Here is a 21258-nt window from a genome sequence, read left to right as displayed (position 1 = left end):
GCGCTCGCCGCTCAGGTACGGCAGGAACGTCACGCGTTCGGACGGGTGCGCGGCGAACGCGTCTTCGTAGGCGCGCGGCCACGCATCGAAGGCGAGCCAGCCGCGCACCGACTCCAGCGCCACGCCGACGTTCTGCATCGCGGCCATCCGATACCACGCGTCAGTCGCCGCCCGATACGCGTGCAGCCCCTCGGCCGGCGCCGGCGCGCACGCCGACATGACCACGATCTGTCCGCCGGTGCCGGTGGTGAGGAGCGCGTCGCCGTCGCCGGAGAGTCCGCTGCCGAGCGCGGCGCACGGCGTGTCCCCCGCGCCGACCGCCAGCACGACGCCCGCGCGCAGGCCGAGCGCCGCCGCCGCATCGGCTGACAAGGTGCCCGCGACCGCGTACGAAGGACTGAGCGGCGCGAACCATTCGCGCGGCAGGCCGAGCTTCGCGATCAGCGCGTCGTCCCACAGTCCGGAAGGCTCCGCGAGCGCGGTGGCGCAGGCATCGGACGGATCGGTCGTGATCTCGCCGCCGAGCCTCGTGCGCAGCCAGTCCTTCGGCTGGAGCGCCCAGCGCGCGCGGGCGGCAAGCTCCGGCTCGTTAAGCGCGACCCAGCGCAACAGCGGCCCCGCCATGCCGGGCGCAACGGGATTGCGCTGCGGCGGCGGCCACGCGCCGAGCAGGTCGCGGGCGCGGGTGTCGGGCCACAGCATCGCGGAACGCAACGCGCGGCCGCGTTCGTCGGTCAGCACGACGCCGTGCATCTGCCCGGAGAAGCCGATTCCCCGCACCGCCTCCCGCTCTCCCGCGGGCAGGCGGGCGGCGGCGGCCACGAGCGCGCTCCACCAGTCGCCGACGCTCGTTTCGGCCCAGCCCGGGTGCGCGGTCGATACCGCATACGCCGCGCTCGACGACGCGACCTCGTGTCCTTGCGCGTCGACGATGGCGAGTTTCAGCGAAGCCGTACCGAGATCGATGCCGAGAAAACGCATTGGGATTTTTTGTCCTGAAACCAATGGAAAACACGAATAAATTGCGGGTTAACCCGCCGCAACCGCGATAACTGCCGAAAACGGGTCATGCGCGTATGGTGATAAACATCATAACGAGACGCGCAGGATAGCGGCCTCCTGCCGCGCGACAAAAACCTCACGATATGCGCCACGGCCCGCGCAGCATGGGTTTGCGCGCCGCCGGCCCGATCGTCGGCCGCCTTTCGCATATCGGCAGGCGAACGCGGCGTATAGCGGCGCGTGGTCTTGTTCCGCCTTTTTGGGCCGCTTACCTTGGATGCCACTCAAACAGGCATTCGAGAAGGAGAGACGACATGGCTTCGAACACGGTACATCCGTGCGACGAACGGCTGCCCACCGGGCAGCTGCTCACGCTGGGCATTCAGCACGTCCTCGTGATGTACGCCGGCGCCGTTGCGGTGCCGCTGATCCTCGGCGCGGCGATGAACCTGCCGAAGGACCAGATCGCGTTCCTGATCAGCGCCGATCTGTTTTCGTGCGGCGTCGCGACCCTGATCCAGACGCTCGGCCTCTGGATCTTCGGCATCCGGCTGCCGGTCATCATGGGCTGCACGTTCGCGGCGGTCGGGCCGATGGTCGCGATCGGCACGAATCCGAGCCTCGGCATTCTCGACGTCTTCGGCGCGACGATCGCGGCGGGGGTCGTCGGCATCGTGCTCGCGCCGATGATCGGCAAGCTCCTGCGCTTTTTCCCGCCGGTCGTGGTGGGCACCGTGATCGCGGTGATCGGGCTCTCGCTGATGGGCGTCGGCATCAACTGGGCAGCGGGCGGCGTCGGCAACCCCGACTACGGCAATCCGGTGTATCTGCTGCTGTCGCTCGTCGTGCTGATGCTGATCCTGCTCATCAACAAGTTCGCACGCGGCTTCATCGCGAATATTTCGGTGCTGCTCGGCATGGTCGCGGGCTTCGCGATCGCGGCGGCGCTCGGCTACGTGAACATGAGCGGCGTCACGCACGCACCGTGGGTCGGCATCGTGCTGCCGTTCCACTTCGGCCTGCCGCACTTCGACCCGCTCTCGATCGCGACGATGATCATCGTCATGTTCGTCACCTTCATCGAATCGACGGGCATGTTCCTCGCGGTCGGCGACCTGGTGGACCGTCCGGTGGACCAGAAGGCGCTCGTGCGCGGCCTGCGTGTCGACGGACTCGGCACGCTGATCGGCGGCATCTTCAACTCGTTTCCGCATACGTCGTTTTCGCAGAACGTCGGGCTGATCGGCGTGACGGGCGTGAAGAGCCGCTTCGTCTGCGCGACGGGCGGCGTGATCCTCGTCGTGCTCGGCCTCTTTCCGAAGATGGCGCAGGTGGTGGCATCGGTGCCGCCGTTCGTGCTCGGCGGAGCGGGCATCGTGATGTTCGGAATGGTCGCGGCGAACGGCATCAAGGTGCTCTCCAAGGTCGACTTCACGAAGAATCACCACAATCTCTTCATCGTCGCCGTGAGCATCGGGCTCGGGCTCGTGCCGGTGGTGGCGCCCAAGTTTTTCTCGCAACTGCCGCACGCGCTCGAACCGATCCTGCACAGCGGGATCCTGCTCGCTTCGGTGTCGGCGGTGGTGCTGAACGTCGTGTTCAACGGCGTGCGCAAGGAGCGCGAGGCGAAGTGCGCGATACACGCGGCGGGGCAGGAATTCGACGGCACCGCGCAGGCGAGCGAAGCGAAGTGACATGACATGAGGCGGCGCCGGGTCTGCGCCGGACAAACGAAGGGCGCCGCGGCGAAAGCTGCGGCGTTTTTGTTTTTGCTTACTTAAATCTCAAAAGGAAAGCGAGTTGTAATAAATTTTGCATACAAAAACCCTACATTCGTGGCTTCTTCGACCCCACAATCGGGAAACCACAATGAGCAAGAACCGCTACGCGCACAAGCCCGAGACCTACACCGAACCGGACGACGACAATCCCAGTTCGAACTTGCATTTCTCCGACATCCTGCAAGCGCGCGTGACGCGCAGGCAGACGGTGATCGGCGGCCTCAGCGCCACGACGGCCGCGCTTTTCGGCTCGCTGTCGCTCTCGGCATGCGGCGGCAGTTCCGATAATGCCCCGCCCGCCACCACGCCGGCGACGCCCACCACGCCGCCCCCCGCCGCCAAGCCGGCCCTCAATTTCACGGCAGTCGGCCACAGCCTCGATGACATCGTGAAGGTTCCGGCGGGCTACAGCATCGGCGTGCTGTACGCGCTCGGCGATCCGCAGCATTTCGGCGACGCGAGCTGGGCGGGCGGCGGCTCGGAGACGGCCGAGTCCTACGAGCGCCGCGCGGGCGACCATCACGACGGCATGCGCTTCTTCGGTCTCGCCGACGACGGCACCTACGCCGCATCCCGCTCCGACCGCGGCCTGCTTTGCCTGAATCACGAGAACATCACGCAGGTGTATCTGCACCCGGCCGGCCCGACGACGGTCGCGGGCGTACGCCCCGCCGCCGAAGTCGACAAGGAAGTGAACTGCCATGGCGTGAGCGTGCTGGAACTGAAGCGCACCACGGGCAACGCGCTGCAATACGTGCGCGGTTCGGCGCTCAACCGGCGCCTCACTGCCGCGAGCCGCTTCGCGATCGAAGGGCCGGCGGCCGGCACGGCGCGCATGAAGACGCTCTACTCGACCGACGGCAGCGCGACGCGCGGCACCGTCAACAACTGCGCGAACGGCTACACGCCGTGGGGCACGTATCTCACGTGCGAGGAGAACTGGGCGGGCTACTTCAAGCGCGCGACCACCGACGGCGCCCGCACCGACACCGCGAGCCTCGACCGCTACGGCGTGAAGACGGGCCAGGCCGGAAACTACGGCTGGAGCACGCCGACGGGCGACCTGTACCGCCGCTGGGACACGTCGGCAACCGCAGCCGCCGACGGCGCCGGCGACTATCGCAACGTCGCCAACACGTTCGGCTGGATCGTCGAAATCGATCCGTTCGATCCGGCCGCGATGCCCGTCAAGCGCACCGCGCTCGGCCGCTTCGGCCACGAAGGCTGCCAGCCGGCGACTCCGGTCGAAGGCCAGCCGCTCGTGTTCTACATGGGCGACGACAGCCGTAACGAATACGTCTACAAGTTCGTGTCGAAGGCGCCCTGGTCCGCCGCCGACAAGGGGCTCGCCGCCGGCGCGAAGTACCTGAACGAAGGCACGCTCTTCGTCGCTAAATTCAACGCGGACGGCTCGGGCAACTGGATCGCGCTCGACAAGTCGAACCCGGCCCTCGCGTCGTTCGCGAGCAACGCCGACATCCTGATCGACACGCGCCTCGCCGCCGACGCCGTCGGCGCGACCAAGATGGACCGCCCGGAGTGGACGGCCGTGCATCCGGTGAACGGCGAGGTGTACCTGACGCTCACGAACGGCACGACGGCGGTGCGCCCGCAAGGCGCGACCGACGCCGCCAACCCGCGCCCGGGCAACGTGAACGGCCACATCGTGCGCTGGCGCGAGGCGAATTCGCGCGCCGACGCAACGCAGTTCCAGTGGGACGTGTACCTGTTCGGCTCGCCGTCGGCGGAAGCGCCCGGCTACAACCTCTCGGCGCTCACCGACAACAACGACTTCTCGAGCCCCGACGGCCTGTGGTTCGACTCGCGCGGCGTGCTGTGGATCGAAACCGACGACGGCGCGTACACGTCGACGACGAACTGCATGCTGCTCGCCGCGACGCCGGGCCAGGTCGGCGACGGCGGTACGATCACGGCGGGCGGCGGCACGCAGACGTTCAAGGGCGCGAACCCGGGCGAGCAGAATCTCAGGCGTTTCCTCGTCGGGCCGAAGGAGTGCGAGCTGACCGGCATCGCGATGACGCCGGACAACAAGACGCTCATCGTGAACATTCAGCATCCGGGCGAAGGCGGCACGATCTCGAAGCTGACGAGCCACTGGCCGGAAAGCCAGACGAACGCCGGGAGCACGGCGCGCCCGCGCTCCGCGACGATCTTCATCACGAAGGACGACGGCGGGGTGATCGGCGTCTGATGCTGGACGAAGCTGCCTGACGCCTGATGCTGCTTGCGTGAAGGCGAAAAAATAAACCGCAGCCCTCGAAAGAGGGACTGCGGTTTTTTTTATCTTCAGCGCGGCTGCGTTCAGCCGGGCGCGCTGGTTCTGGCTGTTGCCTCGGCCTGCGGCGCCGCCCCTTTTCGCGGCAACTGTTCAACCGGCGTGAGCTTCGGAACCGAAGCACGCGGCGCACCCGCGGCGGCGGATGCCGCCGGAGCCGACGCCCCGGCCGCAGGCGCCGCCGGCGGCGTCGAGCCGTAGTCCACCGGCGCATCCGCCGGACGCGGCTGATCGCCCGAACGCTCGATCCAGCCGCCGCCGAGGAACTGGTACAGGTCGACCAGGTTCGTCAGCCGCTGAAGCCGCGCATTGATCAGCAACTGCTGCGCGTCGTACAGGTCGGTTTGCGCCGTCAGCACCGCGAGGTAGCTGTCGACGCCATTCCGGTACCGCAGGTCCGACAGATCCAGCCGCCGGCTCTGTGAACTCACGAAGCGTTCGAGCGCCTTGATCTGATCGTCGAACGTGCCGCGCGCGGCCAGACCGTCGGCCACCTCGCGGAACGCGTTCTGGATCGTCTTCTCGTAGTTGGCGATCTCGATGCGCTTTTGCACCTGCGCGAGATCGAGGTTGGCCACGTTCGCGCCACCCTCGAAGATCGGCACCGAAATCTGCGGCGCGAACGACCACGCCGCCGAACCCGGCTTGAAGAGGCCGCCGAGCGTCGGCGACAGCGTGCCGAAGCCGCCCGTCAGCGTGACGCGCGGGAAGAACGCCGCCCGCGCCGCGCCGATGTTCGCGTTCGCCGCGAGCAGCGTCTGCTCGGCCGCCGCGATGTCCGGACGGCGCGTGAGCAGATCCGACGGCAGGCCGGCGGGAATGTCCGACAGCACGTTCTGGTTGTCGAGCGGCATGCCGGGCGGGAGATCGTCCGGCAGCGGCTCGCCGACGAGCAGCACCAGCGCGTTCTCCGCCTGCGCCCGAAAGCGCATTTCCGTCTGCAGGTTCGCCCGCGCCTGCTCGACGATGCCTTCCGCCTGCCGCACGTCGAGTTCCGAGCCGACGCCGTTGTCGTACTGGAGCTGCGTGATCCGGTACGACTCCTCGGACGTCTTCAGCGTGTTGCGCGTGACGGTGAGCAGGTCGTCGAAGGCGAGCATCGTCAGATACTGGTCCGCCACCGACGACACCAGCGAGAGTTCCGCCGCCTTGCGCGCCTCGGCGGTCGCCAGATACTGCGCGAGCGCCTGATCCTTCAGGCTGCGAATCCGCCCGAAGAAGTCGATTTCCCACGACGCATTGAGCCCGACCGAATACTGGTTCGAAATCGTCTGGCCGAAAAACGAGAGATTCTTCGGCGTGCGCTGCTTGCTCTGGCTCGCGCTCGCGTCGATGGCCGGGAAGAGGGCCGCGCGGGTGATCTGATACTGGGCGCGCGACGCCTCGACGTTGAGCACCGACACCCGCAGGTCGCGGTTGTTCTTCAGCGCGAGTTCGACGATGCGCTGCAGCCGCGCATCGGCGAAGAAGTCGCGCCAGCCGATGTCGGGCGCCGTCTGCCCGTTCGCCGTGCGGCCGTTGCTCGCAGTCGACGACGCGTCCGGCTGGTTGGCGTACACGCCGCCCTCCGGGAACGTCGACGTGACGGGCGCCGCGGGGCGCTCGTACTTCGGCTGGAGCGTGCAGGCCGCCGCCAGCAGCGCGACCGCTGTCGCGATCAGGGATTGTTTGAGCATCTCAATGTCCTTCCTTGGCCATGCCGCCGCTGCCATCATTGCCACCATTGCCGCCGTCCGGGCCGGAAGCCGGCGCATCCTTCGACTTGCTGAACTTGCTGATCACGACGAAGAACATCGGGATCATGAAAATCGCAAGGAAGGTCGCCGTGAGCATCCCGCCGATCACGCCGGTGCCGATCGCGTGCTGGCTCGCGGAACCCGCGCCGTTGCTGATCGCGAGCGGCAGCACGCCGAGAATGAACGCGAGCGACGTCATCAGGATCGGGCGCAGCCGCTGGCGCGCCGCCTCGACGGCCGCTTCGATCGTGCCCATGCCCTGATTGCGCAGTTCGCGCGCGAATTCCACGATCAGGATCGCGTTCTTCGCCGACAGCCCCACCGTGGTCAACAGGCCGACCTGGAAGAACACGTCGTTTTCGAGGCCGCGCAGCGTGGCCGCGAGCAGTGCGCCGAGAATACCGAGCGGCACCACCATGATCACCGCGAACGGAATCGACCAGCTTTCATACAGCGCCGCGAGACACAGGAACACGACGAGAATCGAGATGCCGTACAGGATCGGCGCCTGCGAACCCGACTGGCGCTCCTGATACGAGAGGCCCGTCCATTCGTAGCCGATGCCCGCCGGCAGCTTCGCCGCGATCGCCTCGATGGCCGCCATCGCCTGGCCGGTCGACTTGCCCGGCGCCGCCGCACCCTGGATTTCCACCGCCGAGATGCCGTTGTAGCGCTCGAGCTTCGGCGAACCGTAGATCCACTGGCCGCTCGCGAATGCGGAGAACGGCACCATCCCGCCCGCCGAATTGCGCACGTACCAGGCGTTCAGGTCTTCGGGGTTCATGCGGAACTTCGCCTCGCCCTGCACGTAGACCTTCTTGATCCGGTTGTCGGTATCCAGGAAGTTGTTGATGAACTGCGACGCCCACGCGACCGAGAACGTCTGATCCACGTCGGCCGTCGTCACGCCGAGCGCGTTCGCCTTCTCGCGGTCGATGTTCACCTTGAACTGCGGCGTGTCGTTCAGGCCGTTCGGGCGCACCTGCGCAAGCATCGGGTCCTGCGCGGCCATGCCGAGCAGCATGTTGCGCGCTTCCATCAGCTTCGCGTGGCCGACGCCTGCGCGGTCCTGCAGCTCGAAGTCGAAGCCCGACGCCGTGCCGAGTTCGGGAATCGACGGCGGGTTGACCGGGAACACCATCGCGTCCTTGTAGCCCGCGAAGTGCCCGAACATCCGCCCGACGAGCGCCTGCACCTTCTCGTTCGCCTTCTGGCGCTGCGCGTAGTCCTTCATCCGCACGAACACGAGACCGGAGTTCTGCCCGCGGCCCGCGAAGCTGAAGCCGTTCACCGTGAAAACCGATTCCACGATGGCCTTTTCGTCGTTCAGCAGGTAGTTCTGCACATCCAGAAGCACCTTGGCCGTGCGCTCCTGCGTCGAGCCGACGGGCGCCTGCACGAGCACGAACATCGTGCCCTGGTCCTCGTCGGGCAGGAACGACTTCGGCAGCCGCACGAACAGCATCCCCACCGCCACGATCACCACCAGATAGATGATGAGCCAGCGGCCCGAGCGCTTGATCACGTGCTCCACGCCGCTGTGGTATTTCTTCTGGCTCGTGGCGAACGTGCGGTTGAACCAGCCGAAGAAGCCCTTCTTCTCTTCGTGATGGCCCTGCGGGATCGGCTTGAGGATGGTCGCGCAGAGCGCCGGCGTGAGAATCAGCGCGACGAGCACGGAGAGCACCATCGCCGCGACGATGGTAAGCGAGAACTGCCGGTAGATCGCGCCGACCGAGCCGCCCGAGAACGCCACCGGCACGAACACCGCCGAGAGCACGAGCGCCACGCCGACCAGCGCGCCGGTGATCTGCTCCATCGCCTTTCGGGTGGCATCCCGTGGCGAGAGCCCCTCCTCGGCCATCACCCGCTCGACGTTTTCCACCACCACGATCGCGTCGTCCACCAGCAAGCCGATGGCGAGCACGAGACCGAACATCGACAGCGTGTTGATCGAGAACCCGACGATCGACATGATCGCGAACGTGCCGAGCAGCACCACGGGCACCGCGATCGTCGGGATCAGCGTGGCCCGCAGGTTCTGCAGGAACAGGTACATCACGAGGAACACGAGCACGATACCCTCGATCAGCGTCTTGACCACTTCCTCGATCGAGAGCTTCACGAACGGCGTCGTGTCGTACGGATACTTCACCACCAGCCCGGGCGGGAAGTACTTCGACAGGTCGTCGATCTTCGCGCGCACCAGTTTCGCCGTGTTCAGCGCGTTCGCGCCGGTGGCGAGCTGGATACCGAAGCCCGCGGTAGGCGCGCCGTTGTACTTCGTGTCGAAGTTGTAGTTTTCGCCGCCGAGCTCGATGCGCGAGACGTCCTTCAACCGCACCTGCGAGCCGTCCTGGTTCACCTTCAGCAGGATGTTGCCGAACTGCTCGGGCGTCTGCAGCAGCGTCGCCTCGGTGATCGTGGCCTGCAGCATCTGGCCCGGCACCGACGGCGTGCCGCCGAGGCTGCCGCCCGCCACCTGCACGTTCTGCGCGGTGATCGCGTTCTTCACGTCGACCGGCGTCAAGCTGTAGTTGGTGAGCTTGGTCGCGTCGAGCCACACGCGCATCGCGTACTGCGTGCCGAAGAGCGTGACCGTGCCCACGCCGTCGATACGGCTGATCGGGTCCTGCACCTTCGACGCCACGTAGTTCGCGAGGTCGTACTTGCTCATCGTGCCGGTTTCGGACACGAACGCCATCACGAGCAGGAAGCTGCTGCTCGACTTCGTCACCTTCGTGCCGAGCTGCTGCACGACCTGCGGCAGGAGCGGCGTGGCAAGCTGCAGCTTGTTCTGCACCTGCACCTGCGCGATGTCCGGGTTCGTGCCGGCCGCGAAGGTGAGCGTGATGGTCGCCGTGCCGGAGTCGTCACTCGTCGAGGACAGGTACAGCAGGTGGTCGAGGCCGCTCATCTGCTGCTCGATCACCTGCGTCACCGTGTTTTCGACGGTCGTGGCCGACGCGCCCGGGTACGTCGCGCTGATCTGCACGGCAGGCGGCGCGATGGTCGGGTACTGCGCGACCGGCAGGTTGAAGATCGACGCGATCCCCGCCAGCATCAGGATGATGGCGATCACCCAGGCGAAGATCGGGCGATCGATAAAAAACTTTGCCATGAAACCGGCTCCCTGTTATTTGGCGCCCGAGGCGGCGGCCGCGCTCGCGGCGCCCTGGGCACCGCTCGCGGCGGGCGCGGCGGAGGCTTGCGCATCCGAGGCCGGCTGCGCCGGCAATTGAGCCGCGACCGGCTTCACCGTCATGCCGGGCTTCGCTTTTTCCACGCCGTTCACGATCACGCGATCGCCCGGCCTCAGGCCGCTGTCCACCACCCAGTTGCTGCCGTAGACACCCGACGTGACGAGCGTGCGCTGCTCGACCTTGTCGCCCTGGCCGACCACCAGCGCGACCGCCTGGCCCTTCTGGTCGTGCGTGATGCCGATCTGCGGCACCACCAGCGCGTGGTCGTTCACGCCTTCCTCGATGCGCGCGCGCACGAACATGCCCGGCAGCAGCACGCGGTCCTTGTTCGGGAAAATCGCGCGCACCGTGACCGAGCCGGTGCCCTGGTCGACGCTCACGTCCGAGAACTGGAGCCTGCCCGCGTCCGGATAGACGCGGCCGTCCTCGAGCACGAGCGTGACCTTCGCCGCGTTGGCGCCGTTGGTCTGCAGGCGCCCTTCCTGGATCTGGCGGCGCAGCTTCAGGCCGTCGACGCTCGACTGCGTCAGATCGACGTACACCGGGTCGAGCTGCTGCACCGTGGTGAGCAGCGTGGCGGCGCTCGCCTGCACGTACGCGCCCGGCGTCACCTGCGAGAGACCGGTGCGGCCGGTGATCGGCGAGACCACGTCCGTATAGCCGAGGTTGATCTGCGCCGTATCGACGGCGGCACGGCCCGCGGCCACGTCCGCGACCGCCTGGCCCTGCGCGGCGACGGCGTTGTCGTAGTCCTGCTTGCTGACCGCGTTCGCCGCGACGAGCACCTTGTAGCGCGCGACCAGCGCGTTCTGCGTGGCGACGTTGGCCTGCGCCTTCGCAAGCGACGCCTTCGCGTTGTTCAGTGACGCGATGAACGGCGCCGGATCGATCTTGTAAAGACGCTGGCCGGCCTTGACGTCCGAGCCTTCCGTGAACTCGCGGCGCAATACGATGCCGTCGACCCGCGCCCGCACCTGGGCGACGAGAAACGCGCTGGTGCGCCCGGGCAGCTCGGAGACGACCGGCACGCTCGACGGCTCTACGGAGACGACGCCGACTTCGGGCGTCTGAGGCGGAGGTGCTGACTGTTTTTGTCCGCAGGCTGCAAGAAACACGGCAGCCGTCGCGGCACTGATTAAGCGGAATGGAACCCGTTCGACGCGCATGGAAGCGACCTCTGTCTAAGACTGAGATTGATGGAGTGCGCGGTGGCCTTCTGCGGGCCGGGTCCGCGTACGAGCGTCTGTCTCTGACGCTGACCAGCGGCCGCAAGCGCAAATCGATCGGCAGCCGGCTCGTTACCCGCGCTCGCGCGAGGCGCCACGCAAAGGCGCGGCCGCCGGACTCACGCGTGAGGTGATATCCGAATTACAGCCGCGCCGGAGGCAAACCGGTCGATTGACGCTTGGGACGCTGGTAGAAGGATGGTATTGTATATACATCCATGAACGAATGTAAAAGAGACTGTAGTTATTCTGTATTACGAGCGCGAGAAGATTCATCTCATTGGAATCGATTAAGGTCGACAAACCCGTGACATTGCTGTGACGCAGCAATAATTGACAGCAGAAACGCAGCAGGAGAGAGACGGCTAGAGCCGCAACATATGGTCAGACGAACCAAGGAAGAAGCGCTCGCGACGCGCGACCGCATTCTCGACGCCGCCGAGCGCGTTTTTTTCGACAAGGGGGTGTCGCGCACGTCGCTCGCCGACATCGCGCAGGAAGCCGGCGTGACGCGCGGCGCGATCTACTGGCATTTCGCCAACAAGGGCGACCTTTTCACCGCGATGTTCGACCGCAGCCTGATGCCGCTCGACGAACTCGTCGCCGCCACGCTCGACTCGAAGGAATCCGACCCGCTCGCCCGCATGCGCGACATCTTCGTCTGGTGCATGCGCAACATCACGCTCGACGAGCAGCGCCGCCGCGTGTTCGACATTCTTTTTCTGAAGTGCGAGTTCGTCGAGGAAATGGGGCCGGTGCGCGAGCGGCACCAGACCAACATGCGCGAAGGCATCGAGCGCATCGAGCGCGGGCTGCGCAACGCGATGGACAAGGGCCAGTTGCCGACCACGCTCAATACGGGGCTCGCCACCACGCTGCTGCACGCGCTTTTCACCGGCATCCTGCACGACGCGCTGATGCTGCCCGACAGCGTCGATCTGGACCGCGACTCCGAGCGCCTGATCGACGCGTGCTTCGACTCACTGCGCTTCAGCCCGGCGCTGCTTTGCCCGGGCGACGGCGCCTGAGTGCCCCCCGAGTAACACCTGAGTGACCCCTGAGCGGCGCCGGCCCGATCGAGGCGCTCAGCGCGCGGCGGCGCCCGCCCGCGCCTTCTGATTCGACGTGAAGATGTTTTCACGCACCGGCGCCGCGCCCGTGTCGAGTGCGGCGATCCATTCCGCGGTGGTGAGCACGGCCGCGAACCGCGACTGCATCACGACGCTGAACACCCGGTGGATTTCCTCCGCGCTCGCCCTGCCCGCGCGGTTTTCGTACGGCACCGCGCCGGTCGCGTCGGAGAGGAACTCCACCGAGAGCCCCGCGTGCACCGCATGCTTGACCGTCGAGTCGTCGCAATTGTGGGTCATGTAGCCCGCCACCACGATCGTGTCGATCTCGCGCGCGGCGAGCCAGCCGGCGAGATCGGTGCCGGTGAAGGCGCTCGGCATCGACTTCTCGACGTAATGCGCACGCGGCCGGTTCGCCACCACGTCGTGCAGTTCCGCCGCGGCCGACCCGCGCGCGAAGAGCGGCGACGTGGACGGCGCGAAGTTCTGCACGACGACCACCGGCACGCCGTGGGCGTTCGCGGCGTCGATCGCCAGGCCGATATTGGCGAGCGACTCGTTCACATCGGGATATTCGATCGGCAGGTTGCCGGTCACGTATTCATTCTGGACATCGATCACGATCAGCGCGCGGCGGGACATGGGTGGCTCCTTGGGTTTCGGTGATTCGGCATCCGGCATGGCGCCATTGTCGCGAGCGGCATGCCGGCGCAGAAGTGGCCCGATTGCCAATCTTCGATAGAATCGGGCCAATCACCTTCGCCTGGAGCCGGGGTCATGGCCGAGCCGAAAATCGCCGTCGTCGCGTTCGACGGCATCAGCCCGTTTCACCTGTCGGTGCCGTGCGTCGTGTTCGGGGAAGACCGCAGCGCCGCCGGCGTGCCGCGCTTCGACTTTCGCGTGTGCGCGGCCGAACCCGGGCGCTTAGCCACCACGGCGGGTTTCTCGATCACCGCCGATCACACGCTCGACGCGCTCGCCGACGCCGATGTCGTCATCGTGCCGAGCTGGCGCGATCCGGACGAAACGCCGCCCGCCGCGCTCCTCGACGCCTTGCGCGCGGCTCACGCGCGCGGCGCGCAGATGGTCGGGCTCTGCCTCGGCGCCTACGTGCTGGCGGCAGCGGGCCTGCTCGACGGGCGCGCCGCCACGACCCACTGGGCGTGGGCCGAGGATTTCGCGCGCCGCTACCCGCGCGTGCACTTCGACCCGAACGTGCTCTATATCGACGACGCGACGCTCACCACCTCTGCCGGGACGGCGGCGGGTCTCGACTGCTGCCTGCACGTGCTGCGCCGGCTCGCCGGGTCGCAGGCAGCGAACCGCGTCGCGCGGCGGCTCGTCGTGGCGCCGCACCGGCAGGGCTCGCAGGCACAGTTCGTCGAGCAGCCGATGCCCGCGCGCGCCAACGGCGACCGTCTCGCCGAACTGCTCGACTGGCTGCGCGCGAACCTGCACGCGGCGCATTCGCTCGACACCCTCGCCGCGCGCGTCGCGATGAGCCGGCGCACCTTCACGCGGCACTTTCACCAGTTGACGGGCGCGACGGTCGGCGCGTGGCTGCTCGGCGAGCGCATCGCATTCGCGCAGCGGCTGCTCGAAACGAGCGACCTGCCGGTCGAGCGCATCGCCGAAACGTGCGGCTTCGGCACGGGCGCGACGCTGCGCCAGCAGTTCGCGCAGGCGCTGAAGACGTCGCCGTCGGCCTATCGCCGGGCTTTTCGGGGGGCTTGAACCGCGGCGGCACGAGACGGGGCGCGCCGCGCCGGAGCATTGCGCTATGGCCCTATTGCAGCCCGACGCGCTGGGCGAAGAACGCGAAGAGCGCGATGCACAGCAGCATCGCCGCCCACGCCCAGCCCGGCAGGCCGAGCGGATGCGGGTCGTGCGAGTGGTCGCTGTCGTGGCGCCCGAGGCCGTGGCCGGGCAAGCGGTGATGCAGTACGCCGGTCGCGGCGGCATCGGCCACGCTCGAGCGAAGCTGGCGCGACGGCATGCCGGAGCGCCGCGAAAACGCCGCCGACATCGCGGCCGGCCGCAGGAAGACGTGGCGTCGCGCGTGCGCCTCCTGCTGCGCGCGCAGCGACGGCTGGCCGTGCTTCGCGCGCACCACTTCGCAGAATTCCGCGAAGAAGTCGTCGGCGACTTCGCGCAGCGAATTCTCGATCTGCCGCGACGGCAAGCCCGCGAGCGGCCCCGACACCGTCGCCCAGACGGTGTATTCGATCCACGTCGACTCGCCGTCCTCGTCCGGATTGAGCGCGACCGCGATCTGCCCGCGCAGCGAGCCGACGCCCTCGCCACGCGCCTTGAACGAGAGCGTGCGGGCGTAGGTGTCGGTGCCGGCGTCTGCCGGTTCGGGCTCGCCTTCCGTGTGCGCGGCCTGGCGCGTGCGGCCCGCCGTGTGCGCTCGGATCTCGTAGCGCGCGCGCAACGCGCCGAGCGGCACAATCATCGTGAGCGCGTACTCTCCGCCCGGCAGCTTCGAGAACGTCTCGCAATGGTCGAGGCTCGCGCGCAGCAGGGCCAGGTCGCCAAGGGCCTCCCGCACGTGCGCGGGCTGCAGCGGAACACGCAACGCATCGGTCACTTCCATCTGAGCCTCCCAGGCAAGGACCGCTCTCGTTAGTTATGTTTTGGCGTGATGGATCAGGAAGTCTCGAAGATGCGATCGACGCGCGACGCGTAGAACGCCAGATAGCCCCTGATCTGGCTTGCGGCTTCGATGGGCTGTTCGTAGCTCCAGACGGCGTTTTCGACCGGGCCGTCTTCGGTCAGCAGATGGAAGTAGGTCGCTTCGCCCTTGAACGGGCAGTGCGAGGTGTGGATCGAGCGTTCGAGGCGGGCCATGTTGACGTCGGCGCGCGGGAAATAGAGCACGGGTGCGAGCCCGGTTTCCGCAAGCACGAGGGACGCGTGAGTGTCCGCGTAGGTGACGCCCTGGTGAATCACCCGGCAGCGCCGGCCGTTCGGCGTGATCTCGATGCGATGCGCGCTGTGGTGCGTGTCGGTATTCATCGTGATGCCCTCCCGGTTCGGCTGAGGAGAAAGACGCGTGGCCGCCTGTGCACCAGGGCTTGCCCGGCACAAAAAAACCACGGGCGGCGGTGCCCGTGGCTTCATTATGAGACAAAATCCCGCTCGCTTGTGTGGGCGGTTGCGCTCTCCCGGCAACCTGTTGCGCACACGCCGCCACGCCGCGCGCCGCCGTCCTCAGCAACCGCTGAACGGCCGCTGGCCGATCAGCGCGAAGCGGCTACTGAATGCTCCAGTGGAACCCCAGCTTCGCCTTGCCGGCGCCCTGCACGCTCACCGTCTTCTTCTGCTCCTGGTCCTTGTATTTTGCGTACACCGTGTATTGGCCCGGATGCAGCTTCACCAGCATGTACGGGCCCATCGCCTCGGTACCGAGCACCTCGGTGCCGTGCGAATCCGTGATCCGCACGCGCACGCCGGACAGATATTCGCTCGTCGGCCCCGTGAAGCGCAGCGAGAGCGGCCAGTTCGCCTGTTCGCGCAACAAGGCCTTCGATTCGTCGAGTCCGACCCCGCCCGACGTGTACGACACGTCGCCCTGCTGCTGGACCTGCGGCAGTCCGCCGCCATTCGTGTTACCCGCGCTGCTCATGTCGCTCGTGCCGGCGCTCGTGCCGGCGCTCGACGCCTGCGCCCACGCGCCGCCCGCCGCGCCGAGAGAAAGCACGGCGGCCACTGCCGCCGCCGCGAGCCTGCCTTGGGTCCTGATGGTCATATTGGTTTGCTCCTTGTATCCGCCCGGCTTGCCGCCGGGCTCAACCCGAATTCGCCCGATGCGCCGACTTCGCGCGATGGGGCACCAAAAAGGCCCTCAGCACGGTTCATGCCCGCTCAGCCGCGCTCAGCCGCGCTCAGCCGCGCTCAGCGGGTTCAGCCGGGTGCAGCCGACTTCAGCCCAGGTCGACCGGCACGAAGATCTGGGCGTCGTCGCGCTGGATCAGGAGCGCGAGGCTGTCGCCGGCGTGCGCGACCATCGACTTCAGTTGCTGCACGCTCGTGACCGGCTGTCCGTTGACCGCGAGGATCACGTCGCCCGCCTGGATGCCCGCGCTCGCCGCCGCGCCGCTCGCCTGCTGCACGATCAGGCCGCGCGAGAGCGAGCTGTCCTCTTTCTCCTCCGGCGTAAGCGGCCGCACCGCGACGCCGAGCCGCGTATCCTGCGCGGCCGCGCCGCCGTCGCCGTTCGCGCCGCCCGCGCTCGCGACTTTCGTGTCGGAGAGCGCGCCGATCTTGACGTTCAGGTCCTTCGAGCCCTTGTCGCGCCAGACCTGGACCTTCGCGGAGCTGCCGGGCGTGAGCCCGGCGACCTGCGACGGCAGCGACGTCGAATCCGTGACCGGCACGCCATCGAGCGCCGTGATCACGTCGCCCGGCTGGAGGCCGGCCTTGGCAGCCGGCCCGCCCGCTTCGACGGAACTCACGAGCGCGCCCTGCGGCGTCTTCATGCCGAACGAATTCGCGAGCGTCTGGTTCATCGCCTGCACCGTCACGCCGAGCCGGCCCCGATCGACGTGGCCTGTCTTCACGAGCGCGTCCTTCACCTTGATCGCCTCGTTGATCGGGATGGCGAACGAAAGGCCCTGGAAACCGCCCGTCTGCGAGTAGATCATCGAGTTGATGCCGATCACTTCGCCCTGCAGGTTGAAAAGCGGCCCGCCGGAGTTGCCCGGGTTCACCGGCACGTCGGTCTGGATGAACGGCGTGTAGTTCTCGTTCGGCAGCGCACGCGACTTCGCGCTGATGATGCCCGAGGTCACCGTGTTGTCGAACCCATAGGGCGAGCCGATCGCGACCACCCACTGGCCGACCTTGCTGCCGTTCGGGTCGCCGATCTTGACCGTCGGCAGGTTCTTCGCATCGATCTTCAGCACGGCGACATCGGATTGCTTGTCGGCGCCCACGACCTTCGCGCGGTATTCGCGCTTGTCGGTGAGCTTGACGGTGACGACGTTCGCGCCGTCTACCACGTGCGCATTCGTGAGGATGTAGCCGTCGCTGCTCACGATGAAGCCCGAGCCGAGGCCTTCGCTCGGCCGGTCGGCGCCGCCGGAGCCGCCCGAGCCGTCGCCCCCCATGCCGGGCACGCCGCCATAGAAGTGCTTGAAGAACTGATAGAACGGATCGCTCGGGTCGATCGGCAATTGCGAGCTGCCGCCGCGCTGCGCCGTCTGCTTGACGACGTGCTTCGCGCTGATGTTGACGACAGCGGGGCCGTACGTTTCGACGAGTCCGGAGAAATCGGGGATGCCTGTCTTCGCGGCGGCTTCGGCGGGCATCATCGCGGCCGCCTGCGCGGGCGAGATGACCTGGGGCGCCGGAATGTCCTTGTGACCAGCCACGTAGCCCGCCGACAAAGCAACGGCAACGGCCACTGCAACTGCGCTGCGGGAGAGGATCTTCGCGTTCATCGTGTTGTGCTCCTGACAGGAATGGGCGCGTGCGTCGCGCTACGTTGATGCCAAGCATACGGAGCGTGTCTTAAAGCAATCTTAATCACCGTAAGGCCCCGCGCGGCGTGGCACGCCAGTGGCCGCGCACCGGCCCGGCCCCTGGCCGACCACGCCACGCGGCTCACCGAAAGGCATCCGTAACATTTGGTTGTCCGCGGCCTCTCCCGAAATTCGCAGCGTGATAACTTCGACGCCCTTCCAGGAGCTGTCGTCGTGAAGAAACACACCCTTATTGATCGCGCCGCGCTGCGGCGCGCGGCGCTCTGCGCGGGCGCGCTCGCTTCGCTCCTCGCCGCGCAACCCGCGTTCGCCTTTTCGGGCGAGCTGGAGGACACCCTGGCCGACATTGTTTCGGTGATCGTGGTGCTGTTCGTGCCGATCGGCGCTGTCGTCCTGTTCTGGAAAGTGCATGTGCTGCCGGAACTTGCCGCGGAAAAGCGGCATCACCCGCAAAAGGAAGCGATCAAGGTGCTCTGCATCATGTCACTGCTCTTCGGCGGGCTGCTCTGGCCGCTCGCGTGGCTATGGGCCTACACCAAGCCGGTCGGCTATCGCCTCGCCTACGGACGCGACAAGCACGACGACTACTACACCGAGCTTGCAGCCAAAGGCGAATCCGACACCGCGTCCCATGCCGGCGTGGTAGATCCCGAAGTATTGCGCCGCGAGATCGCGAGTCTTCAGTCGCGCTTGCGGGAAGTCGAAGCCACGCCATCCGCGAAGGGCGCCCCCCCGCCCGCACTTTGAACCTGTCTGAACGCACCCTCCGCGGAGAATTTTCATGCTGGAACTGATCGTCTGCACGTACGCGCTCGTCGTGTGGCTCGTCTTCATCAAGCTCAAGCTGCTGCCCTGGAACATCAAGTCACAGGTGGGCGTGGTGGCGTTCGGCGCCTTCGCCCTTGCCGTGCTCGTCTTCACGATCAACGTCACTGCGCCGTCCACCGGCGACGTGCGCGTCACCAACTATGTCGTGGAAATCGTCCCGCGCGTGACGGGGCGCGTGATCGAAGTGCCGGTGGAAGGCAACCGGCTCATCAAGAAGGGCGATGTGCTGCTGCGCATCGACCCCGAGCCGTTCGAACTCCAGGTGCGGCAACTCGAAGCGCAACTCGTCGGCGGCAAGGCAAACGCGCAGGAACTCGAGCGCGACCTCCAGCTCGCGCAAAACAATACCGCCGCCGCGCAGGCGCCCCTGCAACTCGCGCGCACGCGGCTGCAACAGTCGATCGAGCTCGCCACCAAGGGCGCTGGCACGCAATACGACGTCGAGAGCTTTCGCGCCGAGGTCAAGCGCCATGAAGCCGCCGTGCTCGCCGCGAAGCAGGCCGAGGAGAAGGTGCGGCTGCAGATCGGCGCGACCTACGGCGGCGATAACTCAGCGGTGGCCGCGATCAAGGCGCAGCTCGATACGGCGCGCTGGAATCTCGCGCAGACCGTGATCCGCGCTCCCGCCGACGGCTACGCGATCAACCTCCAGGTGCGCCCCGGCTCCTACGCGGCGGCGCTGCCGCTTCGGCCCGTGATGAGTTTCGTCGAAACGAAGCAGCAGGTGATCGCCTTCTTCGACCAGAACCAGCTGACCAAGGTCCAGGCTGGCAATGAGGTCGAAGTCTCGCTGAAGTCCAAGCCGGGGCAGATCCTGAAGGGTCGCGTGAACTCGATCATCTGGGCGACCGCACAAGGCCAGTTCAACGCGAGCGGCACGCTGCCGACCACGGCCGCCGAGATGGAACATGGTGCTCCGCCCTTGCAGTACGCCGTGAAGATCGACATGGATCACCCGGAGAAGCTCAGCCTCGCGATGGGCGCGCGCGGTGACGCTGCGATCTATACGGAGCACCTGACGGCGCTGCACATGGTCCGCAAGGTGATCGTGCGTGTGACGAGCAAGATCAACTATCTCGTGTTCAAACTGGAATGAGGATGAACACGATGCGTGTGAATTCATCGCGTGGGCTGACCGCCCTGTGCTTCGCGCTGTGCATCGCGGGCTGTGCGAATCTGACGCCGCCCGCCCCCGACGACGCCTTCAACCAGGCGATGCAGGGACAGACGCTGCCCGCCGCGTGGGCCGCTCGCGCGGCGCGCACCGAGTTTCAGCCCGCGTGGCTCGGCTTTGCGAAAAGCGGCGAAGTGCAGCAACTGATCGACGAAGCGCTCGCGCGCAGTCCCGATTTGCGCGCGGCGGCGAGCCGGCTCGAACAGTCGCGCCTGCAGGTGCAGATCGCGAGCGCCGATCTGCTGCCAAACGTCGGCTTCGGCGCCGGTTACGCCACCGAGCCCACGCCGGGCAAATCGTTCAACGCGAACGGCTTCGGCGTGGTGCTGAGCTGGGAAATCGACCTGTGGGGCCGGGCGCGCGCCGAGCAAAAGGGCGCTGAAGCGCTCTACCGTTCCGCGCAGGACGACTACGCCTATGCACGGCAGTCGCTGGCCGCGGCCGTCGTGCGTGCGTGGCTCGCGAGCGCCGAAGCCGCGCAGCAGCTCGCACTGGCGCGCGAGACGCGCGCCGCAACCGCGCGGCAGCTGTCGCTCGAAGAAACGCGCAGGCGCGTGGGCAAGGCAAGCGAGCAGGACGTCGTGCTCGTCTCGACACGGCTCGCGTCCATCGACGAAACCGTGCAACAACTCGAGCAAAGCCGCGAGGCCGCATTGCGCGGGCTCGAATTGCTGCTCGGGCGCTATCCGTCGGCGAGCGTCGCCACGGCGGCAAGCCTGCCGGGATCGCCGGAACCGGTCGCGGCCGGCGTTCCCGCGAACCTGCTCGAGCGTCGGCCCGATATCCTCGCCGCGCGCGAGCGGTTCGTCGCGAGCTACTTCGGCGCACAGGAAGCGAAGGCGGCGCGCTTGCCGCGCGTGTCGCTGTCGGCGGGCGCGGGGCGGCTGCGCAAGGACTTCTTCGATTTCATCAACGTCCACAAGACGGTGTTTCCGGTCGGCGCGACGGTCGCGTGGCCGCTCTTCGACGGCGGCGTGCTCCAGACCACCTTTCTCATTCGCACCGAAGCGCAGCAGGAAGCGCTCGCGGGCTACAGCCGCGCGATCCTGACGGCGATGGGCGAAGTGGAGAACGCGCTCGCGGCGGAGAAAAGCCTGTCGCTGCGGGCGGCGACGATCGGCCGGCAGGTCGAGGGCTACCGGCGCTCGGTCGAGTTGACGCGGGTTCAGTTGAAAGTGGGCAAGGCAGACGAGTACGAGGTGCTGCAACAGCAGCTTCAGCTGTACCGGGCGCAAAGCACGCAAGTGCGGCTCGCGAGCGAACGGCTCGTCCAGCGTGTGAACCTGCACCTCGCGCTCGGCGGCGACTTCGGCACCGACGGGGCGGCCGCCACAAGCGAAGCCGCACCGGAACCCGCGCTGTCCAGGCCCGCTGCGCCGGCGACCGCGCCGGCGACCGCGTCCTGACGGGTTCGCGTTTCAGAAGCGCAGATTCAGAACCGCAACGCCAGCAGCGC

Annotated in this window: 16 protein-coding genes; 7 read left to right on the top strand and 9 right to left on the bottom strand. The window is 67.2% G+C overall.

What is annotated here, in order from left to right; genetic code table 11:
* A partial coding sequence (locus BG61_RS26970) for an FGGY family carbohydrate kinase (RefSeq protein ID WP_035942479.1) occupies nt 1-981 on the bottom strand: 981 nt, incomplete at its 3' end.
* Nucleotides 982-1316: 335 nt separating this feature from the next.
* On the opposite strand from BG61_RS26970, the gene BG61_RS26965 reads away from it, so the two are divergent.
* Together BG61_RS26965 and BG61_RS26960 are read left to right on the top strand one after the other, a co-directional pair.
* Nucleotides 1317-2696 carry a nucleobase:cation symporter-2 family protein gene (locus BG61_RS26965; protein ID WP_035936956.1) on the top strand — a complete coding sequence of 460 codons (1380 nt, stop codon included), beginning with the start codon at nt 1317-1319 and terminating at the stop codon, nt 2694-2696.
* 175 nt (nt 2697-2871) lie between these two features.
* The gene (locus BG61_RS26960) at nt 2872-4995 is read left to right on the top strand and encodes a PhoX family protein (RefSeq protein ID WP_035942478.1); all 2124 of its coding nucleotides are present in this window, start codon (nt 2872-2874) and stop codon (nt 4993-4995) included.
* A gap of 110 nt (nt 4996-5105) precedes the next feature.
* On the opposite strand, the gene BG61_RS26955 is transcribed toward BG61_RS26960, so the two are convergent.
* Genes BG61_RS26955 through BG61_RS26945 form a run of 3 tightly spaced genes read right to left on the bottom strand, consistent with a single transcriptional unit; the run spans nt 5106 to nt 11184 of the window.
* Complete coding sequence (locus BG61_RS26955) at nt 5106-6755, bottom strand: efflux transporter outer membrane subunit (protein WP_081868196.1); 1650 nt, start codon at nt 6753-6755, stop codon at nt 5106-5108.
* A 1-nt stretch (nt 6756) separates the two neighbouring features.
* Nucleotides 6757-9936, bottom strand: a complete 3180-nt coding sequence (locus BG61_RS26950; RefSeq protein WP_035940295.1) for an efflux RND transporter permease subunit — start codon at nt 9934-9936, stop codon at nt 6757-6759.
* Between the two features lie 15 nt (nt 9937-9951).
* Nucleotides 9952-11184 (bottom strand): efflux RND transporter periplasmic adaptor subunit, encoded by a 1233-nt coding sequence (locus BG61_RS26945; RefSeq protein WP_035940296.1) that lies wholly within the window; start codon nt 11182-11184, stop codon nt 9952-9954.
* A 440-nt stretch (nt 11185-11624) separates the two neighbouring features.
* Here BG61_RS26945 and BG61_RS26940 point away from each other — a divergent pair, with 440 nt between their 5' ends.
* Nucleotides 11625-12272 (top strand): TetR family transcriptional regulator, encoded by a 648-nt coding sequence (locus tag BG61_RS26940; protein WP_035940297.1) that lies wholly within the window; start codon nt 11625-11627, stop codon nt 12270-12272.
* A 57-nt stretch (nt 12273-12329) separates the two neighbouring features.
* Here the strand turns inward: BG61_RS26940 and BG61_RS26935 are convergent, their stop codons facing one another.
* Complete coding sequence (locus tag BG61_RS26935; protein ID WP_035940299.1) at nt 12330-12956, bottom strand: cysteine hydrolase family protein; 627 nt, start codon at nt 12954-12956, stop codon at nt 12330-12332.
* Nucleotides 12957-13091: 135 nt separating this feature from the next.
* Here BG61_RS26935 and BG61_RS26930 point away from each other — a divergent pair, with 135 nt between their 5' ends.
* Complete coding sequence (locus BG61_RS26930) at nt 13092-14048, top strand: helix-turn-helix domain-containing protein (protein ID WP_035940300.1); 957 nt, start codon at nt 13092-13094, stop codon at nt 14046-14048.
* Nucleotides 14049-14100: 52 nt separating this feature from the next.
* On the opposite strand, the gene BG61_RS26925 is transcribed toward BG61_RS26930, so the two are convergent.
* The 4 genes from BG61_RS26925 to BG61_RS26910 form a co-directional block, all read right to left on the bottom strand.
* The gene (locus BG61_RS26925) at nt 14101-14910 is read right to left on the bottom strand and encodes an SRPBCC family protein (RefSeq protein WP_035940302.1); all 810 of its coding nucleotides are present in this window, start codon (nt 14908-14910) and stop codon (nt 14101-14103) included.
* 53 nt (nt 14911-14963) lie between these two features.
* Nucleotides 14964-15332, bottom strand: coding sequence for a DUF427 domain-containing protein (locus tag BG61_RS26920; protein ID WP_035940304.1), 369 nt, complete (start codon nt 15330-15332; stop codon nt 14964-14966).
* 238 nt (nt 15333-15570) lie between these two features.
* The gene (locus BG61_RS26915) at nt 15571-16065 is read right to left on the bottom strand and encodes a hypothetical protein (protein ID WP_035940306.1); all 495 of its coding nucleotides are present in this window, start codon (nt 16063-16065) and stop codon (nt 15571-15573) included.
* Nucleotides 16066-16240: 175 nt separating this feature from the next.
* Nucleotides 16241-17758 carry a DegQ family serine endoprotease gene (locus BG61_RS26910; RefSeq protein ID WP_035940308.1) on the bottom strand — a complete coding sequence of 506 codons (1518 nt, stop codon included), beginning with the start codon at nt 17756-17758 and terminating at the stop codon, nt 16241-16243.
* A 255-nt stretch (nt 17759-18013) separates the two neighbouring features.
* On the opposite strand from BG61_RS26910, the gene BG61_RS26905 reads away from it, so the two are divergent.
* The 3 genes from BG61_RS26905 to BG61_RS26895 are packed head-to-tail and all read left to right on the top strand — an operon-like array spanning nt 18014 to nt 21208.
* On the top strand, nt 18014-18547 hold the full coding sequence (locus BG61_RS26905) for a DUF3302 domain-containing protein (RefSeq protein ID WP_232256449.1): 534 nt from the start codon (nt 18014-18016) through the stop codon (nt 18545-18547).
* 34 nt (nt 18548-18581) lie between these two features.
* Nucleotides 18582-19724, top strand: coding sequence for an HlyD family secretion protein (locus tag BG61_RS26900; protein ID WP_035940309.1), 1143 nt, complete (start codon nt 18582-18584; stop codon nt 19722-19724).
* Between the two features lie 2 nt (nt 19725-19726).
* Entirely contained in the window at nt 19727-21208 is a 1482-nt protein-coding gene (locus BG61_RS26895; protein WP_035940311.1) for a TolC family protein, read from the top strand.
* Nucleotides 21209-21258 lie beyond the last annotated feature (50 nt).

The sequence above is a fragment of the Caballeronia glathei genome (assembly GCF_000698595.1).
GTDB lineage: Bacteria > Pseudomonadota > Gammaproteobacteria > Burkholderiales > Burkholderiaceae > Caballeronia > Caballeronia glathei.
Note: the sequence above shows the minus strand (reverse complement) of the source record. Positions and strands in the feature narration are given on the sequence as shown.